The organism is Burkholderia sp. IMCC1007 (assembly GCF_027257875.1).
GTDB lineage: Bacteria > Pseudomonadota > Gammaproteobacteria > Burkholderiales > Burkholderiaceae > Burkholderia.
On record NZ_JAPVQY010000008.1, the window covers coordinates 136,169 to 156,504 of the forward strand.

Annotated in this window: 20 protein-coding genes; 10 read left to right on the forward strand and 10 right to left on the reverse strand. The window is 60.5% G+C overall.

Annotated elements, in window-relative coordinates:
- Position 1 precedes the first annotated feature (1 nt).
- Genes O1Q03_RS10680 through O1Q03_RS10690 form a run of 3 tightly spaced genes read right to left on the reverse strand, consistent with a single transcriptional unit; the run spans position 2 to position 3,745 of the window.
- Positions 2-1,387 (reverse strand): sigma-54-dependent transcriptional regulator, encoded by a 1,386-nt coding sequence (locus tag O1Q03_RS10680; protein ID WP_269503279.1) that lies wholly within the window; start codon positions 1,385-1,387, stop codon positions 2-4.
- Complete coding sequence (locus tag O1Q03_RS10685; RefSeq protein WP_269503280.1) at positions 1,380-2,849, reverse strand: sensor histidine kinase; 1,470 nt, start codon at positions 2,847-2,849, stop codon at positions 1,380-1,382. Before O1Q03_RS10685 ends, O1Q03_RS10680 begins: the two co-directional genes overlap by 8 nt.
- Before the next feature lie 8 nt (positions 2,850-2,857).
- A complete protein-coding gene (locus O1Q03_RS10690; RefSeq protein ID WP_081082867.1) occupies positions 2,858-3,745 on the reverse strand; it encodes a substrate-binding domain-containing protein in 888 nt (295 codons plus the stop codon).
- 166 nt (positions 3,746-3,911) lie between these two features.
- On the opposite strand from O1Q03_RS10690, the gene O1Q03_RS10695 reads away from it, so the two are divergent.
- From O1Q03_RS10695 to O1Q03_RS10705, 3 genes are read left to right on the forward strand one after another with little or no spacing between them, the layout of a single operon-like run.
- Positions 3,912-4,445, forward strand: coding sequence for an arsenate reductase (azurin) small subunit (locus tag O1Q03_RS10695; RefSeq protein WP_060343054.1), 534 nt, complete (start codon positions 3,912-3,914; stop codon positions 4,443-4,445).
- A 13-nt stretch (positions 4,446-4,458) separates the two neighbouring features.
- Positions 4,459-6,936: an arsenate reductase (azurin) large subunit gene (locus tag O1Q03_RS10700; protein WP_269503281.1), complete on the forward strand. Its 2,478-nt coding sequence runs from the start codon at positions 4,459-4,461 to the stop codon at positions 6,934-6,936.
- A 54-nt stretch (positions 6,937-6,990) separates the two neighbouring features.
- On the forward strand, positions 6,991-7,320 hold the full coding sequence (locus O1Q03_RS10705; RefSeq protein ID WP_269503282.1) for a c-type cytochrome: 330 nt from the start codon (positions 6,991-6,993) through the stop codon (positions 7,318-7,320).
- Between the two features lie 102 nt (positions 7,321-7,422).
- Here the strand turns inward: O1Q03_RS10705 and arsC are convergent, their stop codons facing one another.
- Together arsC and O1Q03_RS10715 are read right to left on the reverse strand one after the other, a co-directional pair.
- A complete protein-coding gene (arsC, locus tag O1Q03_RS10710; protein ID WP_269503283.1) occupies positions 7,423-7,845 on the reverse strand; it encodes an arsenate reductase (glutaredoxin) in 423 nt (140 codons plus the stop codon).
- A complete protein-coding gene (locus O1Q03_RS10715) occupies positions 7,842-8,918 on the reverse strand; it encodes an ArsO family NAD(P)H-dependent flavin-containing monooxygenase (RefSeq protein ID WP_269503422.1) in 1,077 nt (358 codons plus the stop codon). The genes arsC and O1Q03_RS10715 overlap by 4 nt, the downstream gene beginning before the upstream one ends.
- Before the next feature lie 244 nt (positions 8,919-9,162).
- Here O1Q03_RS10715 and O1Q03_RS10720 point away from each other — a divergent pair, with 244 nt between their 5' ends.
- Complete coding sequence (locus O1Q03_RS10720; RefSeq protein ID WP_269503284.1) at positions 9,163-9,408, forward strand: hypothetical protein; 246 nt, start codon at positions 9,163-9,165, stop codon at positions 9,406-9,408.
- A 510-nt stretch (positions 9,409-9,918) separates the two neighbouring features.
- On the opposite strand, the gene O1Q03_RS10725 is transcribed toward O1Q03_RS10720, so the two are convergent.
- Both O1Q03_RS10725 and O1Q03_RS10730 read right to left on the reverse strand, forming a co-directional pair.
- Entirely contained in the window at positions 9,919-11,190 is a 1,272-nt protein-coding gene (locus O1Q03_RS10725; protein ID WP_269503285.1) for a three-Cys-motif partner protein TcmP, read from the reverse strand.
- Positions 11,191-11,218: 28 nt separating this feature from the next.
- Positions 11,219-12,076 carry a DUF5131 family protein gene (locus tag O1Q03_RS10730; protein ID WP_269503287.1) on the reverse strand — a complete coding sequence of 286 codons (858 nt, stop codon included), beginning with the start codon at positions 12,074-12,076 and terminating at the stop codon, positions 11,219-11,221.
- 244 nt (positions 12,077-12,320) lie between these two features.
- Between O1Q03_RS10730 and O1Q03_RS10735 the strand changes: the two genes are divergently transcribed.
- On the forward strand, positions 12,321-13,145 hold the full coding sequence (locus O1Q03_RS10735) for a three-Cys-motif partner protein TcmP (RefSeq protein ID WP_269503288.1): 825 nt from the start codon (positions 12,321-12,323) through the stop codon (positions 13,143-13,145).
- A 58-nt stretch (positions 13,146-13,203) separates the two neighbouring features.
- Here the strand turns inward: O1Q03_RS10735 and O1Q03_RS10740 are convergent, their stop codons facing one another.
- Entirely contained in the window at positions 13,204-13,449 is a 246-nt protein-coding gene (locus O1Q03_RS10740) for a helix-turn-helix domain-containing protein (RefSeq protein ID WP_269503289.1), read from the reverse strand.
- Between the two features lie 144 nt (positions 13,450-13,593).
- Between O1Q03_RS10740 and O1Q03_RS10745 the strand changes: the two genes are divergently transcribed.
- The 5 genes from O1Q03_RS10745 to trhA all read left to right on the forward strand — a co-directional run bounded on the left by O1Q03_RS10745 (position 13,594) and on the right by trhA (position 18,133).
- Positions 13,594-14,277 carry a hypothetical protein gene (locus O1Q03_RS10745; protein WP_269503291.1) on the forward strand — a complete coding sequence of 228 codons (684 nt, stop codon included), beginning with the start codon at positions 13,594-13,596 and terminating at the stop codon, positions 14,275-14,277.
- A 209-nt stretch (positions 14,278-14,486) separates the two neighbouring features.
- Entirely contained in the window at positions 14,487-14,666 is a 180-nt protein-coding gene (locus O1Q03_RS10750; protein WP_269503423.1) for an MbcA/ParS/Xre antitoxin family protein, read from the forward strand.
- 339 nt (positions 14,667-15,005) lie between these two features.
- Entirely contained in the window at positions 15,006-17,084 is a 2,079-nt protein-coding gene (locus tag O1Q03_RS10755) for a carbon starvation CstA family protein (RefSeq protein ID WP_269503292.1), read from the forward strand.
- Between the two features lie 12 nt (positions 17,085-17,096).
- Positions 17,097-17,303: a YbdD/YjiX family protein gene (locus tag O1Q03_RS10760; protein WP_006480280.1), complete on the forward strand. Its 207-nt coding sequence runs from the start codon at positions 17,097-17,099 to the stop codon at positions 17,301-17,303.
- A 209-nt stretch (positions 17,304-17,512) separates the two neighbouring features.
- Positions 17,513-18,133, forward strand: coding sequence for a PAQR family membrane homeostasis protein TrhA (trhA, locus tag O1Q03_RS10765; protein WP_269503293.1), 621 nt, complete (start codon positions 17,513-17,515; stop codon positions 18,131-18,133).
- A gap of 43 nt (positions 18,134-18,176) precedes the next feature.
- On the opposite strand, the gene O1Q03_RS10770 is transcribed toward trhA, so the two are convergent.
- Entirely contained in the window at positions 18,177-19,598 is a 1,422-nt protein-coding gene (locus O1Q03_RS10770; protein WP_269503294.1) for an MFS transporter, read from the reverse strand.
- Positions 19,595-20,026: a nuclear transport factor 2 family protein gene (locus O1Q03_RS10775; RefSeq protein WP_269503296.1), complete on the reverse strand. Its 432-nt coding sequence runs from the start codon at positions 20,024-20,026 to the stop codon at positions 19,595-19,597. Before O1Q03_RS10775 ends, O1Q03_RS10770 begins: the two co-directional genes overlap by 4 nt.
- Between the last annotated feature and the right edge of the window lie 310 nt (positions 20,027-20,336).

The window sequence follows — 20,336 nt, forward strand, 5'->3', positions numbered from 1 at the left end:
GTCAACGGCCGCCTTCTTTGAGAATGGCGGCCGTATCGCTTCCGGCTCCCGCAGATTCCTGCGTTGTTATCCGATGTCTGCGCATCCGTTCCCAGAGGCTCTTCCTCGAGATGCCCAGTGCGGCTGCGGTTTCGGCAATCCGCCCGTTGTGTTGAACCAAGGCATTGCTGATATACAGCGTCTCGCATCGGTCCAGATAGGCAGCAAGCGTCGGAACGTCTTCGAGCCTCTCGTCGACATCACCCCCATCCTCTCCGAATACATCGGCGGGCATCAGGACTTTCCCGTTCGATATCAGGCAAGCTCGCTCAAGGCGATTGCGCAGTTCCCGAACATTCCCAGGCCAGTTGAACGTCACGAGCGCCGCCTCGGTGGCAGGGTGAAGCGTTCTCGGAGACTCGTGATTCGCATCCGCATAGGCCGACAGAAACCTGCGCGCTATCCAGAGAATGTCTTCGATCCGCTCCCGTAGCGGCGGTACGCGCAGCGTCACGACATTCAGACGGTAGAACAGATCCTCCCGGAATGTACGGCCCTCGACCAACAGGTTCAAGTCTCGGTGTGTCGCACATACCAGGCGGAAATTGCATGCGACGTCTCGCTCCGCACCCACGCGGCGGACATGCTTTTCCTGAAGGACGCGAAGCAGCTTGACCTGCATCGCCAGCGGTAGCTCGCCGATTTCGTCCAGGAACAACGTACCGCCATGCGCCAATTCGAAGAAACCTCGCTTCTGCCGCTCCGCACCGGTGAATGCACCGCGCTCGTGGCCAAAGAACTCAGCCTCCATCAGCGCTTCAGGCACCGCACCGCAATTTACAGCGATGAACGGCTCGTCTTGACCGGCGGACGCAACGTCGTGGATGTGCCGCGCCAGCACTTCCTTGCCGGACCCCGATTCGCCATTGATGAGAATGGACGATGCTCTCCGCGCGATCCGGGGGACAAGCTCCGCGAGCTTTCGCATTGCCGGCGAGACACCGAGCGGCCCATGTGCCGGCAGCGCCGAATCAGGGATCGCCGACAGCGAAAGCGCATGTATCTTCTGGACGAGTTCGGAGATGTCGAACGGCTTCGTGATGTAGTCCGCCACGCCCGATTTGAGCATGGAGACCGCCTTGTCGATCGAAGCATAGGCGGTCACGAGCATGAACGGCGGAACCTTCGCCATCGTCGAGGCGAGACGGGAATACAGTTCGTCACCCGGAAAATCCGGCAGCCGCACGTCGCTCACGATGACGGCGTAGTCCTTCCGCGGAATCGCCTCGTACGCTGCCGCGGCATCCGTGTGCCAGTCGACACCGAAGCCCTCCAGCCGGAAGCGCTCGACGATCGACTCCCCCATGATGGGATCGTCTTCGACCAGACAGATCAACGTCTCACTCATTGTCCTTCCCTGCACGTTTGATTGGCAACGCGACCTCGAAGGTCGTCTCGCCCGGAATGCTGCTGACCGAGATCGTCCCGTCGAGCTGGGTTGCTATCTGATAACTGACCCAGAGACCCAGCCCATAACTGCGGACACCGTGCGTCTTCTGATTAGGCCAATACGGCTCGAAAAGCTGGTCGACCACGTCGGCAGGAATATGCGCCCCCGAATTCCACACGGTGACGCGCAACTCCGATACATCGCCGGCCGCGTGGCATTTCACGGTTCCGCCAACCTCCGTCGCCTTGATCGCATTCAGCAACAGGTTCAGCACCAGTTGCCTGACGAGGTGCGACGGCAACGGGACGTCCTCGCTCGGGACGGACCAATCGAGCGCGGCCTGCTTGGATGCGAGCTGCGGCTGGATGAGGATGTTTAGATCATCCCAGTCGGCTTCGCGCATCGCCGGTGAATCGAGCCGCGCTTCAAACAGCAGCGCGCCAACCGTCGATCGAATTTGCGCGAGCCCACGCTTCAGTAATGCAAGCGTCCGGGTCGTCAGCCCATCAGGATTTCCGTGCGTCACCAACGTGTCGACCGCATTGATCATCCCGCCGAGCGGATTGTTGATTTCGTGCGCGATGCCTGCGGCTACACGTCCGACAGCGGCCAGACGCTCAGATACGACCATGTCGCGCTCCAGTTGCTGTTTGACGGCCAGATCATCGAGCATTTCGCGGAAGCTCATCGACAAACGGCCAATCTCGTCGCGCCCACGTGCGGGGACCTGCTGCTTCAACGTGTCCGGGTCATCCTTGTGCACGCGCGCCATCGCGTCGCTGAGCACGTGCAACGGCTTCGCCATGCGGTTGCCCCACCACCAGCCGATCGGCAGCAACACGATCAGGCTTGCGATATTGACCAACACGATCCGCTTGACGAGCGTGTTTATGCTGTCGCGCAGCTTCTGTATGTCGTAGGTGATCGTGATGAAGCCGAGCGGGCTGCCATCCTCGGCAGTCAACGCCTGCGCGGCGACGATATCGTCGGCACCCAGTACGCTCGGGAAGCTGAAATAGAACCCTTGTGGTTTGGCCATCAACGATTCGACAGCATGGTTGATGTCGTAACCGAAGCGCCACGATTCGGATAAGGTCGCATACGAACGCGGGTCGGTCGCTGCATATACGCGACCATGCGTATCGAAGACGATTAGCTCCTTCAAGGGACTGGACGGCTCCTTCGCAGCAACGGGGGCACGCAGCACCTCGAAGACGCGAAACAGATCGTCGCGAACCATGGAGTCACGAACGGAGAGTGCCGTCACGTTGGCAAGATTGCGCGCCCCGCTTTCCAGGTTGCTCCGGGCATCGGAAAGCAGAAATGAAATGAGGACCGCGGTCACCGCCATCTCGGTCAACACGATGGCCAACGTCAGCGCGACTGGAATCTTGTATCGGTAACTGATGTCCTCGAACACGATTAGCCTCACGCCGGCATCGTGTCGGATAAGTGGACCAGGGTACGAATGTCGTCGAACAACGCATCCTCGCCGACGACAAAGCGATCGATGTTCAGGCGATTCAGCAGGTCCCGTCCAACGACGTCGTTCGTCATCCCAAGCATGGCTGTCTGCAGCCGCGCGAAAGTTTCTGCGTCGAGGTTTCTGCGTGCCACGATCGGCGGAAATCCGTAGAGCGGAGACCGCCATGCGACGCGCACACCGGCCACCGTATCCGGGACCTGCTTGGCGAGCGTATCGAAGACGTAGCCATCGATTTCTCCAGCCGCTGCCAGCCCCGATGCAACGGCCTCCACTACCTTCCGGTGCGCAAAGGTAAAGAACGTTTTGCTGAAGAATCGGCGCGGGTCGATGTCGTGCCGGATGAGTTCTGTCCTCGGCACGAGGTATCCGGAATTGGACTGTGGGTCGCTGTACGCGAACACCCGTTTGCCGAGACTCGCGATGCTTTCCGTCGTCGTATCCGAGGACGGCACCAGAAGATAGGAACGGTAAAGGGGCTTGCCCTGGTACTGGGGAACCACCAGCAATTTCATGCGATCCGCATGGGTGACGTATGGATATCCGCACACCCACGCAATATCCAGTTGATCCGCGAGCAGCAACTCGGTGATCTCCCCGTAACTGCCACGCTGGACGAAATGAACTTCGGCACCCAATTGCCGCTCGAGCCGTTCACGCCATTCGACGAGCAAGCGGACCTGGTTGTCGAGAAAGACCGGCGTCGTTCCGAAGAAGATTTTTCGCGGCACTGCAGCATCGACAGCACGCGGAAGTCCAAGCGTCGCGAGCAAGCCGCCGCCTGCGGCGCGAAGCACTTTTCGCCGTCCGTTACTGAACGGTAACCCAGACATATCCCCGTCCTCTTCAGCCGTTACCGACTCGAAACGTTATATCGACGATTCTAGTTTCGTCGAATCATTGAGCGCGAGACGGCACGGCATTTCGGTCATATTGGCATGGAGCTTGCAATTTCCTTGAAATGGTAACGGTTGCCCCAACGCCTATCAAGGAGCAAGCATGTCCAAAGAAACACTGAGTCGGCGCACCTTCCTGAAGATCAGCGGAACGAGTGTCGCCGCAACGGCAGCGGTGATCGCCAAGCCCACATGCGCAGCCGGTGTCGCCACGAAGGCCGCTCCCGAGACGAGTCACACGCTGTTGCCGTATGTCGCCCGAGCGGTGGCGAACGCGAGCCAGCTGACGCAGGGCACGCCGTTCGTTTTCAACTACCCCGACGCAGCGTCACCGTGCGTCGCCGTCAAGCTCGGCGTGTCGGCGCCTGGCGGTGTCGGACCGAATCGCGACATCGTTGCGTACAGCATGATGTGTACGCACATGGGATGTCCCGTCGCGTTCGACGCTGGAACGAATACGTTCAAATGCGGATGCCACTACAGCATGTTCGATGCCGAGAAGTCCGGCCAGATGATTGCCGGCCAGGCGACCGAGAACCTGCCGCGAATTCGACTGAACTACGACGACAGGACCGGGCGGATATCGGCAGTCGGCATCGACGGCATGCTGTACGGTCGTCAAGCCAACGTGCTCTAACCAGGGGGACGACATGGACAACCAGACCGACCGGATCACGCTACCTCCGGCAAACGCGGAGCGGACCAACTTGACCTGCCACTTCTGCATCGTCGGTTGCGGGTACCACGTGTTCAAGTGGCCCGAGAACGAGGAAGGCGGCCGCGCCCCGTCGCAAAATGCCCTCGGGCTCGACTTCACCAAGCAGTTGCCGCCCATGACGGTCACGTTGACACCGGCGATGACCAATGTCGTGACCGAGCGCGACGGAAGTCGACGCCGCATCATGATTGTTCCGGACCGACAGTGCGTGGTGAATAGCGGCCTGAGTTCGACGCGCGGCGGGAAGATGGCGAGCTACATGTACAACGCCAGCGGCATCACCCGCGATCGCGTCATCAATCCACGCCTGTACATCGGCGATCAATGGGTCGATACCGACTGGGATCACGCCGTGCGCATTTACGCGGGTCTGGCGAAGAAGACCCTCGATAAAGACGGACCGAACGGCCTCGTCTTTTCGGCGTTCGACCACGGCGGCGCCGGCGGTGGATTCGAGAACACGTGGGCAACCGGCAAGCTGATGTTCACCGCGCTGCAGACCCAGATGGTGCGCATCCACAACCGGCCCGCGTATAACTCGGAATGCCATGCCACACGCGAGATGGGCATCGGCGAGCTGAACAACTCGTACGAGGATGCAGAGCTGGCAGACGTCCTCATCTCCATCGGCAACAATGCATACGAGACGCAGACGAACTACTTCCTGAATCACTGGATACCCAACCTTCAAGGCGGGACCGCCGAGAAGAAGAAGCAACGATTTGCCGGTGAAGCCACGCCGACGCCGCGGATCATCTTCGTCGACCCACGACGCACGCCGACCGTCGCAATCGCCGAGCAAGTCGCCGGGGCCGACAACGTGCTTCACCTGGATATTCAACCGGGAACGGATGTCGCGCTCTTCAACGGCCTGTTCACGTATGTCGTCGAGCAAGGATGGATCGACCGTGACTTCATCAGCCAGCACACCAACGGGTTCGACGAAGCGGTCAAGACGAATCGAATGTCGCTGGACGACGTGAGCAAGATTACCGGCGTGCCGGTGGAGAAGCTTCGCAAGGCGGCCGAGTGGGCATACAAGCCGAAGGCATCCGGCCACCCGCCACGCACGATGCATGCGTACGAGAAAGGCATCATCTGGGGCAACGACAACTACCTGATCCAGTCGGCGCTGGTCGACCTGGTCCTAGCCACGCACAACGTGGGCCGTCGGGGCACCGGCGTCGTCCGGATGGGCGGTCACCAGGAAGGCTATACGCGCCCACCCTATCCTGGCGACAAGAAGATCTACATCGATCAGCAACTCATCCACGGCCAAGGCAGGATGATGACCTGGTGGGGAAGCAACAACTTCCAGACCAGCAACAACGCTGAGGCCCTACGCGAAGCGGTTGTGCGGCGCTCCCAGATCGTGAAGGACGCCATGCTCAAGGCTCGCGGCGCCACTGACGAGCAGCTGGTCGACGTCATCTACGATGCGACGAGCAAGGGCGGCCTTTTCGTGACGTCGGTCAACCTCTATCCGACGAAACTGGCAGAAGCAGCGCACCTGATCCTGCCTGCGGCGCACCCCGGGGAAGTCAATCTCACGTCGATGAACGGCGAGCGCCGGATGCGACTTTCGCAACGGTTCATGGACCCGCCTGGAAGCGCCATGGCCGATTCGCTCATTGCCGCTCGGATCGCAAACGCGCTCAAGGCAGCGTACCAGGCCGATGGCAACACGACGATGGCCAACCGCTTCAGCGGATTCGACTGGCGCACCGAGGAAGACGCATTCAACGACGGATTCAGGCAGGTCGGCCAACCCGGCGCCGGAAAGATCGACAGCCAAGGTGGCGCCACCGGCAACCTCGTCACCTACGATCGTCTGCGGGCGGCAGGAAACAACGGCGTGCAGCTCCCGGTGAAGTCATACACCGACGGGAAGCTCGTGGGTACCGAGATGCTGTACACCGATTCGAAATTCGACACGCCTGACGGCAAGGCCCAGTTCAAACCAGCGCCGTGGAATGGTTTGCCGAAGACCGTCCAGCAGCAGAAGGACAAGTACCGGTTCTGGATCAACAACGGCCGTGCCAACGAAGTCTGGCAGACCGCGTACCACGACCAGTACAACGATTTCGTCCGTCAGCGCTATCCGATGGCGTACATCGAACTGAATCCCAATGACGCGAAGGAGCTGGGTATCGCGGCCGGGGACATCGTGGAGGTGTTCAACGACTTCGGTGCAACCTACGCAATGGCTTATCCGGCCAAGGACATCAAGCCGAACCAGACGTTCATGTTGTTCGGCTACGTCAACGGCATTCAGGGTGACGTCACGACCGACTGGACGGACCGCAACGTGATTCCGTACTACAAAGGCACCTGGGCCAACCTGCGCCGGGTAGGCAGCATGGACGACTACAAACGAACCGTCAGCTTCAAGGATCGCCGTTTCACCTGACCCCGACCTGCCGCTGGCTGGAAGCCGGCGGCACTCTTCACAAGGATCTCATCAATGCGTCGAATCATCATCGCCTCACTACTCGCCCTGTCTGGCAACTATGCACTGGCCGACGTCGACGCTGCGAAAGCGCAGAGCATCGCCAGCAGCCACATGTGCTTCAGTTGCCACGCAGTCGACCACAAAGTGGTCGGGCCGGCCTACCAAGACGTCGCGGCGAAATACAAGGGCAATGCGAACGCATTGGCAATTCTGATGAAGAAGGTGAAGAACGGTGGCGCCGGGGTATGGGGGCCTGTTGCCATGCCGCCGAACCCGACTATCAGCGAAGCGGACCTCAACGTCGTTCTCACGTGGGTGCTTGCTGGTGCGCCGAAACAGTGACGATGCGAGAAACGTGGATACGACCGCGCGCCAACGATGGCATGCATCGAAGGCGCGCCGATGCGGTTTTATCGATCTCGCTTCTTGGAATCTGTCGTCCGCTCAGCGGACACGATTCCCGGCTTCATCGACCACAACTTCGCCGTCCTCTTTCACGAAAGGAATCGTGCGCGCTTCGGGCAGGATATCCAGGACCACTTCGGAAGGACGGCAAAGACGAACACCGTGATCCGTGACCACAAACGGTCGATTGATGAGAATCGGATGCTCCAGCATCGCATCAATCAGCTGCTCGTCGGTGATCGACGGATTGTCCAGACCCAGTTCCGCGTACGGCGTGCCCTTCTGACGCACCACGTCACGCACGCTCAGACCCGACTGCTTGATCAGCTCGACGAGCTTGTCACGTGTCGGAGGCGTCTTCAGATACTCGATGACCGTTGGCTCGATGCCTGCACCACGGATCATCGCGAGCGTGTTGCGCGAGGTACCGCAGTCGGGGTTGTGATAGATCGTGACGCTCATGATGTTTGCTCTGTGAGAGAAGAAAGATACTGATCGATTTGGGTCGCAGTCGATCGCGCGCTACGCATCACGCCGATGAGGGTAGCCGACGCGAAACCGCACCATTCGCCGTAGCCCACCATCCACAGGCGAGGCTCGACGATCGAGCGCCCCTCGGCGACGTCGACTTTACCCGCCGCATTCACGACGCTCAGCGACTGCAGATGCTCCAACGCAGGTTTGAATCCCGTACACCAGATCACCGCATCGACTTGAGAATGTGTCCCGTCGGCCCAGACGACGCCATCGCGGACGAATCGCGCGAACGGCCGAACTGACGTCAAAACGCCTCGCTCCCGCGCCTCGCGGACAGGCGGTACCATGACGATATCGCCCAGACCACCTGCTGGCACAGAATCCAGCCGTCCCTCGACATGGGCCTTCCAACGCTCGGTCGCTCGCTCGAAGAGCACGCGTCCGTCAACGTCGTCGGGCAGGAAGGTTGGCTCTTCCAACGTAACCCATGTCGCATGACAAACCTGCGACAGCTCGGCAAGAATTTGCGCGCCGGAATTTCCTCCGCCAACCACGAGAACACGCTTGCCCTCGAGGCTGGCGGGATTTCTGTAGTTCGCGGAGTGAAGGTGCAGTCCGTCGTAGTCGGTCAGCCCCGGATATGCCGGGACGAACGGATTACGCCAAGTTCCGGTTGCACTCACAACGGCTTTCGCCTGCCAAGTGCCCGTGTCGGTGGTGACGAGAAGCCCGCTGGCGTTCGACGACACCGAAGTCACACGAACCGGGCGTTGGACAGGAATCGCATATCGCCTTTCGTACTCGGCGAGGTAGCGGACCACATGGTCTCGTGGGGGATACTCGTCCGCTGTCGCAGGCATCATCCAACCGGGCAATGAACTCCACTGCGCCGGCGAGAAGAGATGCAACGAATCCCAGCCATGTCGCCATGCACCGCCCGCAGCGGGCTGTTCGTCGAGCACCACGTAGTCGATTTCGGCGCGACGCAGGAAGTACGCAGTCGCCAGTGCAGATTGGCCACCACCGATGACGATGACATCAATCTCGCGTGTGGGGATCGACAATGGTTCCTCCAGGAGCAGGTCAGATTTCCATTATTTTATAATACTGGAAATATAGATATATTGCTTGCCTCTACACAAGTGTCCGATCTTTCCTTGCTGCTCGCGCGTGCCGAGACCTTCTTCTGCAGCTGAGGGCTGTCATACCAAAAAGCAAAGCACCGGTAGCTAATCGCTCGAACGCAACTGCGGATACGGTACGATGTGTCTCGGGCGACCCGTGCGCCACCAGGAGATTTACATGCTTGATGTGCGTATGCTGGAAACCGATGAACCGGTCGATGTAGGTCGGTTCTTTGAGGCGTTTGAACGCGAGATCGAAGACGCAGGCGACGAAGCTGCGCGCCATCACCTGAATGCCGGACGACCGATCTACGTCGGGGATGACGCTTTCCCTGGACGCGTCATCCGGCAGTATCCCGATGGCCGGCGTGAGTTGATGAGGCTCAACGAGCGTGACCTCCTGGTCGTGGACCGCGTACTGTGAGGCCGCAGGTTTGGGTGGTCACCGAGCCGAATGGCTTGGGCGAGACCACGTTCACGCAAAAGCTCCTCGCCGGGAAGCTGATTGTGCAGTCGCCGTCTCCGGCTCGCGTCGAAGCTATCCGATAGTCCTGCAAATCTATATGTTATGAGTCTGAGTTACAGGACAGCCGTTGTTCAGGCATAAGCCATCAAGGCAAGCAAGGCAGTGCGAAACTCGCTCATCCCAACAGGGGCGCCAATCAAATCGGTCGCGGCTTTCAAGCGACGGATGCGACGCGGACACTGTTGATGACCGGATGCAAGACAGTCACGGTAACGGGCTTACGTCTGTCGCGATCGCATTGACGATCGAAAACAGATATAGGGGGCAAAAGGGGCCTCGACTGGTCGCACAATGTCGATCCGCACCTTCGTCCACAAGCTCAATCCGTGCGCGGGCGACTAGCAGATAGGGTTCGCGATTGTCGTGTTCGGTTCAGCACGCTGATGCGCTGGTTGCGACTATGGTCAGTCAGAGATGGGAGGGCAGAAGGAGGCGGAGTTGCCTTGATCGGTCCACAATGTCGGTATCTGCAATGTAGCGTGCCCGATATCGTGTTTTTCCGTCTATCGCGTGCACGGTGACGTCTCCTTCTTCGATAAGGGTGGCGAGAGCGTTCTTGTACATCAATGCGGTTGCGGGGGTGCCATTGCAGGTCTCAGCGAACAGGCTTGCGAATGACTTCGGACTTGGTTGGTCGAAAATTCGGCTGGCCAGCTGGGTGACGAGTTCGTGGTCCGTCTTGGCGCGAGCGACGTCATCGAATTTGAAGCCGCCGTCGAATTCCTGCAGGAAGCCCATCGTTTGAGGTGCTAGCATGTTTAGGCCAGCCCCCCCGTAGTGCAGAAAGTGGTTGTGATGCTGCCAATGAACCTGCTTCATTACATCTTGAGCGCGGTGGTGTTGTGACAGATGGACGAGCCAGTATTCGCCATGCCCGGAACCGGCGCCGCGGATGAAGAACGGCGTGAAGAAGTCGGCGCCACATTCATCAACGAGTGCTTCGTATAGCGCTGCCTGTATGAAGCGACGCCAATCGGACTCATCTCGCTTGATGTCCTCAATGGAGCGTCCTCCCAGGTGCTTCAGTACATTGATTCGAAGCGTGGACGAGATCTTATGGGCCAGTTCGTCGTTCGTGTACGTAGCAAATGACGAAACGTGAAACGTCAAGATAATCTCTGCATCTCGAGCGCTTGCGAATATCTGCTGGATCAGTGTTGCAGGGACTTCTGTATAGCCGTATTGATCCAGGAAGAACAGTACTGTCCCGGACCGGGGCGTATGTCGGGCTACAGCAGCGAGTACGTCGCGAACAGTAGAGCCGAAGTCCGCATGTAGCAGGTGGATCGTTGTTCCGATGGATCGATCGTAGCCTCGCCCTTTCAGCACATCGCGTAGATGATTCAGTGCTCTAGGGTCCTTATCGATGAAGATGTACTGGATATCAAACAGAATTTTTTTGGGGCGCTCCCGATTGATCATCCGCGATGCTTCTTCCACGGCCTGCAGCATGCGTAGAGGGGAGCCGTCGACGAGCTGACTTGTGCCCTCTAGATAGTAGAGTCCACCGCCACAGAAGCCGTCGACGAGCGTCATTCTGATTCTGTCGCGACCGCGGGCAGTCAGTAGGCGTTGCTGAAAATAACGAATCAAGTAGTCGACCAGAACTTGGTGCTTGGTCAGACTATGTGATTCGAGTTCTGCCGGACCGTTACTCCAGTCATAGTGACGCTTTGCCAAGTCAAAACCCCGCTAGCAGATTGATTGACTACGATGCAGTGTGCGGAAATTGATCCCAGTGCTTGCCAGCCAGTGTCCGCCCCGCTTTGCCTTTGCCGATAGCCGCAACCGAAACTTCGGATCCGTCCTTGCGGATGATATGAATCGGCGTGCTTTTCTTCAATATGTCGGAGACATACTCGACCGGTGCCCAGTGCCCCCATTGCTTGAAATGGAAAGGTACTCTGGCTTTTGTGCACTGGCGCTGCAATGCAGAGGGCCAGGCCGGATCCATAGGGCGCGAGTGCGGTCCAGACTCTCCGCCGGCGATCACCCAGTCAACACGATTTCCCTTCTCATTTCTGACCAAGTATTCGGAGAGGTCAATTGCGGACAAAAGTGGTTCGCAGGATAAAAATCGTACGGAAGGTGATGAGAACTCCAGCAAGTGTTTGATTCGTTTTGTTGCCGTCGCCTGATCTTCAACAGTAGTCCCAAGCCATACGTTCTTGGGGAACTCGTATCCTTTAGGTAGTTGTTTGCGGACGAGATGAATGCGCTTGGTTAGTAGTAACCAATCCAGATTAGGCGTCTGTGCGATGAGGTCGAGTAGCCTATGACGTGCTGCGACCAAATCAGGCCTGTTCTCGAAGACGTCCGCCATCGACGCACAGAAGACGCGCTTGCGAGTGTTCTCACGCTCAGCCTCCTTGTCCCACTTCAGCGGCTCTTTCCAGTGGGCCTCGCCAAAGAAGCGACGCGGCGTGTGAGGCCCCCAAAGGCCTTCCCCCAGACGCTTAGCCCACGTTTCAGCGTAACAGTTGTCGCACGCAGCCGACACCTTCACACATCCCCACCAAGGGTTGAACGTGTGGTGTGTCCATTCTATGCGAGTTTCTTTTCCCATTGCTGGCAACCTGTCCTCAGTTGGAACAAGATTGTACTCGCCATTGATTCGGCAGAGAACGATGGCCTGACAGCCGATCGGACGATCGTTCTTGTGACAGGGGCTCTACGGCTCCGTATTTGTACGCATGCGAATAGATTGTTCATTGACCGACGGACAAGCATGCAGGCACGATGCAGAATGCGACAGCGTTCGGTAACGCCTTGTTGCCCATGACTATCGTCAATGTACACGAGAGAACAGTGTGAAAACTGAAGAGAAACTTGCGCTAGATCCCATCGATGGATTGCCGAGCATGGTTGTGGGGCGCTGGGTAACGGATGAAAAACATCGAATTATCAAGCGTTACATTGATGCATGCTGGGCGGCACGACAGAAATTCACGAGTCAGCGAACCTATATCGATTTATTTGCCGGAACCGGGCGAGTAAAAATCAAGCATACGCAAATTTTTCTCGATGGTGGCCCACTCGCTGCTTGGCGAATCGCTCAGCAACGGCGGGGTGCATTCTCAGATTTTTTTGTCGCAGATGTGAATTCTGAATACCTGGCCGCTTGTGATAGCCGACTGGCGGTACTGGGGGCGCCCGTGAGATCGGTGGTTGGGCAAGCCCATGAGACGGTCGACTGGGTGATGCCGCAATTGGCAAGAAGCGGGTTCCATTTTGCGATGCTGGATCCTTTCAATGCTGGACATCTGCATTATTCTATTATCAAGAAACTTGCGTCGATGCCAAAGATCGACATAGTTGTGCACTTAAGTACCGGTGATATTCAGCGGAATATTGCTTCCGGGTTGGAGTTGGAGGCGTCGTCATTGGACGGTTTTGCCCCGGGTTGGCGAGACGCTGTTATGAAGCAAAGTTCCAAACGAGAGATGCGTTACGCGTTCATCAGGCATTGGACGCGCTTGGTGGAGGCGGCGGGTATGAAAGTATGCGATACGATGTATCCCGTTCGGAATAGCAAAGATTCGACGATGTACTGGTTGTGTCTATTATCGAGACATCCGTTAGCGGAAAAATTATGGCGTGCCGCATGCCAATTTGAATCTCGTGAGTTGTTCTAGTATTGTGTGGACGTAATTTGTGTTGCACAACCCTTTCCGCTTGTGGATGGTAATGTAATCACAACCCAGCGGCCGACAGCAGGTCGGATGGGCGGCAGGACAACGCGGCGGCGATTTTCATCAGATTGAGTAACGTGACGTTTCGTTCACCACGCTCAATTTTGCCCATATGGCTTCTGTCGATGTTCGCGAGGTGAGCGAGCGATTCCTGCGAGATATCGAGCGCTAGTCGGCGCGCACGAATCGACACACCCACTCGTTTGAGGTGCGCCTCCGTGTCGCTTCGGCCCGATACCCTTTCCATGATGCTATGGTCGAGGTATCATCGACTCTCTGGCCACGGCATTTACGACCCATTTCGCGCCGTGAATTAGCTAAATGGCGCGAGGGCTGGGGAGGGTCGTTGCTCCAGTATCGGCATCAAGTAAGAATGGAGCAATGAGCAGTTATGTATGGTGACGGCACACTGTCGGATGTACGGTCGGTGGTCAGCGATGTAGTAGGCGGGCTCACCGGTGTTTCGGAAATGCTTGAGTTATGCGAAGCTGGAAATGAGGGCTTGTCGCGTGAGCATCTCGAAATGATCGAGCGGACGTTATTGAGCGGATCCGTCGACGTTTGGTATCGAGGTCGGTATGTGGCCATACCGTTTCGCCGGCTTTCCGACTGGTTCCGGGATCCTGTCGCAATTGGCGCGATGCGCTATCAAGTCACCGAGTCGGTTTTTCGGCGTTGGATTGACTGCGAGCAGGAGCATGGCACGGGATACATCTTCATAGAATGCAGTAACGTTGGTTGCAAGCAGCGCCGCATGTTGACCTTTTACGATCCGATCGAGATGCAGCAGATGGATCACCGCGTTGCTTCGGAGACTTGGTACTGTCACCATCATCGACTTGTTGCTTGGGAATCGTCTAGGTCATTGAGCGATGAGCACATGGCACTGCTCAAGCACGTGTATCGCTCCCCCGGTTGCAACCGCGAGCAACTGAAATGCCAGAAGCGCGATACTGACTTTCTGGCATCGATTGGACTGCTGACGTCCGCACCGTCAGTGGGTGGCAATCGGCGGGCATATTCGTTTCATTTGACTCCGCAGGGCGTAGAGGTCATTACCGCGCAGGGGCAGTAGCCCGAGGTCGTCGTCCACCCGCATTTATTTGACACGTCGCCCCGGCGAGCAACTTACCGTACTGGACGTATTTGCAGTGTGGCTTTCGACGTCATACGAAAAAGCGAGGTCGTGCGCATATGACGAATGATCGGTTTTGCCCCGCACCTTCAACGCCGTCGGAGATCCCACCGGATGTTTTGGACAATTTGATCAGGCAAGTTCAGCGAATGGTTGAGGAGTCTGGCGATCCCGATGGCTTCGACGCGAGGGCCTGGCTGAACGACTGGCTTCAATCCGCTATACCGGCGCTCGGTGGGCGCAAACCCGTTGACTATCTCCACAGTCCTGACGGTATTGCCCTCATCACTCAAATGTTGAATGGCATGCAGACTGGCGCATACTTTTGAGCGGTACATGCATGTTCCAGCATCCCCCTTTTAGTTCGCCGGACTCCACTGGAGGTGGTGTTCGATAAAGTGAGCGAGGGGGGCTGAGAACAAATTTATGCAAAATTTGGGAACAAATTTATGCAAACCGACGGCGCCCGTGACGCGAGACGACCTGCATCTACGTAATTCTACGTAGCCCTGCATACGTAGTTGTGCGCTTGTAAGCCTGCCCCATCGCGCGGAATACTACGGCCCACAGCTGCGGCTTTCGCGAGACGCGGCACGACGCATCGACGTCACGCGGGTTCGGCGCCTCGCCGCATCCACTCAAAAACACATTGGAGACCAGGAGACGCCATGAATCGGGCTTCCAGTACCCTGCTATGGATCGCGGTCGCGCTGCTCGGCGCGTTCGCATTCGGCACGATCGCACTCGCGCACGGCGAGCGTGTCAGTGCCCTCTGGATCGTGATCGCCGCAGTCTGCGTGTATCTGATCGCGTATCGCTTCTACAGCCGTTTCATCGCCAGCAAGGTCATGCAGCTCGACGGGCTGCGGATGACGCCGGCGGTCAAGTACAACGACGGCCTCGACTACGTACCGACCAACAAGTACGTGCTGTTCGGCCATCACTTCGCCGCGATCGCCGGCGCCGGGCCGCTCGTCGGCCCCGTGCTCGCCGCGCAGATGGGCTACACGCCGGGCATGCTGTGGATCCTGGCCGGCGTCGTGTTCGCCGGCGCGGTGCAGGACTTCATCGTGCTGTTCATCTCGACGCGCCGCGACGGCCGCTCCCTCGGCGACCTCGTCAAGATGGAGCTCGGCACGGTGCCTGGCGTGATCGCGCTGTTCGGCGCGTTCCTGATCATGGTGATCATCCTCGCGGTGCTCGCGCTGATCGTCGTGAAGGCGCTGACCAATTCGCCGTGGGGCACGTTCACCGTCGCCGCGACGATTCCGATCGCGCTGTTCATGGGCGTCTATACGCGCTACATCCGTCCGGGCCGCATCGGCGAAGTGTCGATCATCGGCTTCGTGCTGCTGATGGCATCGATCGCGTTCGGCCAGACCGTGCATGATTCGCCGGCACTCGCCGCGTGGTTCACGTTCAGCGGCACGCAGCTCACGTGGATCCTGATCGGCTACGGCTTCATCGCGTCGGTGCTGCCGGTGTGGCTGCTGCTCGCGCCGCGCGACTATCTGTCGACGTTCCTGAAGATCGGCACGATCCTCGGCCTCGCGATCGGCATCCTGGTCGTTGCACCGGAACTGAAGATGCCCGCGCTGACGAAGTTCGTCGACGGCACGGGCCCGGTGTGGTCGGGCAACCTGTTCCCGTTCCTGTTCATCACGATCGCGTGCGGCGCGGTGTCGGGCTTCCACGCGCTGATCTCGTCGGGCACGACGCCGAAGCTGATCGACAACGAAACCAACGCGCGCTTCATCGGTTACGGCGCGATGCTGATGGAATCGTTCGTCGCGATCATGGCGCTGGTCGCGGCCTGCGTGATCGAACCGGGCATCTACTTCGCGATGAACGCGCCGGCCGCCGTGCTCGGCTCGACGCCGGAAGCGGTCGCGAACACCGTCACGCAATGGGGCTTCGTGCTGACGCCCGACATGCTCACGCAAACCGCGAAGGCCGTCGGCGAAACGACGATCATCGCGCGTGCGGGCGGCGCGCCGACGCTGGCCGTCGGCATGGCGCACATCCTGCACCAGGTGATCGGCGGCGAAGCGATGATGGCGTTCTGGTATCACTTCGCGATCCTGTTCGAGGCGCTGTTCATCCTGACGGCCGTCGACGCGGGCACGCGTGCGGGCCGCTTCATGCTGCAGGATCTGCTCGGCACGTTCCACCCGGCGCTCAAGCGCACCGAGTCGCTGCCTGCGAACCTCGTCGCCACCGCGCTGTGCGTGGCCGCGTGGGGCTACTTCCTGTACCAGGGCGTGGTCGATCCGCTCGGCGGCATCAACACGCTGTGGCCGCTGTTCGGCATCTCGAACCAGATGCTCGCCGCGATCGCGCTGGTGCTCGGCACCGTCGTGTTGTTCAAGATGAAGCGCGAGCGCTACGCATGGGTGACGATGGTGCCGACCGCGTGGCTCTTGATCTGCACGCTGACGGCCGGCTGGCAGAAGATTTTCGACGCGAACCCGAAGGTCAGCTTCCTCGCGCACGCCGCGAAGCTGCAGGCCGCGGTGGACGAAGGCAAGGTGCTCGCGCCGGCGAAGTCGATCGCGCAGATGAAGCGGATCATCTTCAACGACTACATCGATGCGGCGCTGGCCGGGCTGTTCATCTTCGTCGTCGTGGCGATCGCGGTGTACGGCGTGATTGCCGTGCTGCGTGCGCGCCGCGAGTCCAAGCCGACCGTGCGCGAGACGCCGTACGAGCCGATGCCGGCCGCGCAGGCGCTCGGCAGCGGCCGATAACCGGAGGCCGCGATGTTCAGCGATCTTGGCAGCGATCTGCGCAGCGCAGGGCGTTACCTCGGGCAGGCGTTGCGGCTGATGGTCGGCCTGCCCGACTACGACACCTACGTCGCGCACATGCGTGAGACCCATCCGGACCGGGAGCCGATGACGTACGAGGAATTTTTCCGCGAACGTCAGAACGCACGGTACGGGTCGGGGGCAGGGAAGTGCTGTTGAACCGGGCCGAGGCAGCCGTCCGGTAAGGCCGGCCGGTGTCGGACCAGGAAGCGCCGCGAAGGAATTCGCGGCGCTTTTTCTTTTGGGGCGGATGACACGTGTCGCGCGGCCGTCGCCGCAGCGTTTGACCGGCTTCAGCGCGGCTCGGTCGGCCCACCGGTATCATATGACTCTCTTTTTTTCGATGAATCCGCGCAGGAGAATCCGTCGTGCATGTCGGTGAGCGTTTCAACAGCATTTCCCATCTCGTCGGCGCGGTGTTGTCGGTGGCAGGGCTGGTCGCGTTGGTGACGATGGGCGCGCTCGACCGCGATCCTTACAAGATCGTGAGCTTCAGCGTGTACGGTGCAATGCTGATCGTGCTCTACGGGATCTCGACCGCGTATCACAGCGTGCGCAATCCGCGGCTCAAGGCGATCCTGCAGAAGTGCGACCATTCGGCCATCTATCTGCTGATCGCGGGCAGCTACACGCCGTTTACGCTCGTCACGCTGCGTGGCCCGTGGGGCTGGTCGCTGTTCGGTGTCAGCTGGGGGCTCGCCGCATTCGGGATCGCGCAGGAACTCACGCTCGGGCGGCGCACACGCATCGTATCGATGGTGCTGTACGTGCTGATGGGCTGGCTCGCGCTCGTCGCGTTCCGCCCGCTGATCCACGCGCTGCCGCCGGTCGGCACCGCATGGCTCGTGGGCGGCGGCGTGATCTACAGTGCCGGCATCTACTTCTTCATCAACGACGAGCGTATTCGCCACGGGCACGGCATCTGGCATCTTTTCGTGCTGGCCGGCAGCCTGTGCCAGTTCGTCAGTGTCGCGCTGTATGTCGCGTGAGCGGCGCGCCGCGTTGATCCGGTAACGCGCGTTCGCTCGCCGTTCATCTACCTGCGCCCGGCACGCTGCATCGGCTCGGCCGTGCGTCGCTCGCAGCCGCGGGCCGGGTTGCCAGCCACCACGTCGCCGCGGCAAGCGCGGACAGCGTGGCCGCAATGCCGAGCGCGACGCGCATCGCGACCGGAAACGGCTGCAGCATGCCGATGCACGCACCGAAGATCGCCACACCGAGCGCCGAGCCGCTCTGCCGCGCCGCGTTCAGCGCGGCGGCCGCCACACCGGCGCTGCGTCGATCGATCGTCCCGAGCGCCGGCGCCGTCGCGGCCGGCGAGATGAATCCGGACGCGAAACCGATCGCGAGCAGCGGCGCGACGGCGGCCCACGCGGGCGTCGCCGCGCCGATCGCCATCATGCCGAGCGCGCCGGCCGCATAGAGCCCGAACGCCGCGCACATCGTCGCCCGCGTGCCCAAGCGCGCGACGAGCCGGCCGGAGGCGAGCCCGCCGAGTGCGACCATCGCGGTCATCGGCAGGAACGCCAGACCGGTGTCGAGCGGCGTCGCGCCGCGGATCTGCCGATAGAACAGGCTGAGCACGAACAGCAATCCGTAGAACACGAACGCCGACGCCATCGACACGCACGTCGATCCCGCGAACAGCCGGTTGCGGAAGAACGCGAGCGGCAGCATCGGATCGCGCCGCCGCGCTTCGATCGCGATGAAGGCGATCCACGCGAGCACGCTGGTCACCGCACCGGCGATGATCGGCGCGGTGTGCCAGCCGAGCGACGGCCCTTCGATCAGCGTGCCGATCAGCGCGGCGATCGCGATGATGGCCGCCGCCTGCCCGGCCCAGTCGAAGTGCCGCGACGCATCGGTGGCGCCGTGTGCGATCGTGCGCGCGAACGCGATACCGGCGAGCCCGAGCGGCAGGTTCACGAAGAAGATGCTGCGCCAGCCGAACAGGTGGATCAGCAGGCCGCCGATCAGCGGCCCCGACGCCATCGCGATACCGCCGCAGCCCATCCAGATGCCGATCGCCGATGCGCGCGCGGCCGGTTCCGGAAACGCGCGGTTGATCAGCGCGAGCGAGCAGGGCACCAGCATCGCGCTGCCGACGCCCTGCAGCGCGCGGGCGGCGGCAAGCGCCGGGAGCGTCGGCGCGATGCCGCACAGCGCCGATGCGACGACGAAAACGGCCAGCCCCGCGACATAGACGGTGCGGTCGCCGAGCCGGTCGCCCAGCGTGCCGCCCGTCATCAGCAGGCTCGCGAACGCGAGCGTGTACGCGTTCACGATCCACTGCAGGCCGGCCACGTGGCTGCCGAGGGTGTGCGCGATGTCGGTGAGCGCGACGTTGACGATCGACGCGTCGAGCAGCACGAGCGTGTAGCTCACGCAGGTCGCGGCGAGCACGCGGCGCGCCGCCGCCGCGGTCGGTGCGGCGATCGGTGCGGCGGCCGTCATGCGCGGTCCGCGGCACGCGAAGCGGCTCGCAGCGCGAGAAAGCCGACCCATCCCCAATAGACGCGATGATGGGCGATGAGCCCGTCGCGCAGATCCATCACTTCGACGAGGTCGACCTGATCGCCGTCGGGTGTCGCGCGCGGATATTCCCACGCGAGTTGCCGGCCGTTCGAGAAGAACAGGCCCGTCCGGTACCAGCGCCCGAGCTGGCTGGCGGGGTTTCGCAGGGCCGCCGCGAAGAATTCGCCGATCGCCGCCTTGCCGTGCAGCACGCCACCGCCGTGGTCGGGCAGCGTGACGACGACGAGCGGCGTTTCGAGTATCGCGTCGTCCGCGTACAGCGGCATCAGCGCGTCGAGGTCGCGTGCGACGACGGCCGCGTGCCAGTTTTCATGGATGCGGTGCGCATCGGTGTCGGCGTGGGTCATGGCGGGGTTCCGGCAAGCGTGGATAACGGAGCCACTGTAGTGACGCAGCGCCGCCGGACGTTTCAGCGCGGGACGAAACGTGGATGTCCCCTCCCACGGGCGCGATCGCGCTCGGCTCATCCGAGCATGGCTGGAGACTACTTTGCAGCCTCGCTCAACGAAAACGGCGTTCGGGCCGGTGCGATCGGGCTGCAATGGACTCCCGGCGGAAGCAACGAGGCGATCGTGGTGGACGAATGGAGCACCTTACTTGAGGCGTGGAGGGCTGGGGCCACGCACAGGTAGAAACACGACGATCTTCCCGTCGCAG

What these genes read in the sequence shown, in the direction of transcription:
- O1Q03_RS10680 (WP_269503279.1), bottom strand. Translation starts at nt 1,387, where the DNA reads ATGAGTGAGACGTTGATCTGTCTGGTCGAAGACGATCCCATCATGGGG.
- O1Q03_RS10690 (WP_081082867.1), bottom strand. Translation starts at nt 3,745, where the DNA reads ATGTCTGGGTTACCGTTCAGTAACGGACGGCGAAAAGTGCTTCGCGCC.
- O1Q03_RS10695 (WP_060343054.1), top strand. Translation starts at nt 3,912, where the DNA reads ATGTCCAAAGAAACACTGAGTCGGCGCACCTTCCTGAAGATCAGCGGA.
- O1Q03_RS10700 (WP_269503281.1), top strand. Translation starts at nt 4,459, where the DNA reads ATGGACAACCAGACCGACCGGATCACGCTACCTCCGGCAAACGCGGAG.
- O1Q03_RS10705 (WP_269503282.1), top strand. Translation starts at nt 6,991, where the DNA reads ATGCGTCGAATCATCATCGCCTCACTACTCGCCCTGTCTGGCAACTAT.
- arsC (WP_269503283.1), bottom strand. Translation starts at nt 7,845, where the DNA reads ATGAGCGTCACGATCTATCACAACCCCGACTGCGGTACCTCGCGCAAC.
- O1Q03_RS10720 (WP_269503284.1), top strand. Translation starts at nt 9,163, where the DNA reads ATGCTTGATGTGCGTATGCTGGAAACCGATGAACCGGTCGATGTAGGT.
- O1Q03_RS10730 (WP_269503287.1), bottom strand. Translation starts at nt 12,076, where the DNA reads ATGGGAAAAGAAACTCGCATAGAATGGACACACCACACGTTCAACCCT.
- O1Q03_RS10740 (WP_269503289.1), bottom strand. Translation starts at nt 13,449, where the DNA reads ATGGAAAGGGTATCGGGCCGAAGCGACACGGAGGCGCACCTCAAACGA.
- O1Q03_RS10745 (WP_269503291.1), top strand. Translation starts at nt 13,594, where the DNA reads ATGTATGGTGACGGCACACTGTCGGATGTACGGTCGGTGGTCAGCGAT.
- O1Q03_RS10750 (WP_269503423.1), top strand. Translation starts at nt 14,487, where the DNA reads ATGGTTGAGGAGTCTGGCGATCCCGATGGCTTCGACGCGAGGGCCTGG.
- O1Q03_RS10755 (WP_269503292.1), top strand. Translation starts at nt 15,006, where the DNA reads ATGAATCGGGCTTCCAGTACCCTGCTATGGATCGCGGTCGCGCTGCTC.
- O1Q03_RS10760 (WP_006480280.1), top strand. Translation starts at nt 17,097, where the DNA reads ATGTTCAGCGATCTTGGCAGCGATCTGCGCAGCGCAGGGCGTTACCTC.
- O1Q03_RS10770 (WP_269503294.1), bottom strand. Translation starts at nt 19,598, where the DNA reads ATGACGGCCGCCGCACCGATCGCCGCACCGACCGCGGCGGCGGCGCGC.
- O1Q03_RS10775 (WP_269503296.1), bottom strand. Translation starts at nt 20,026, where the DNA reads ATGACCCACGCCGACACCGATGCGCACCGCATCCATGAAAACTGGCAC.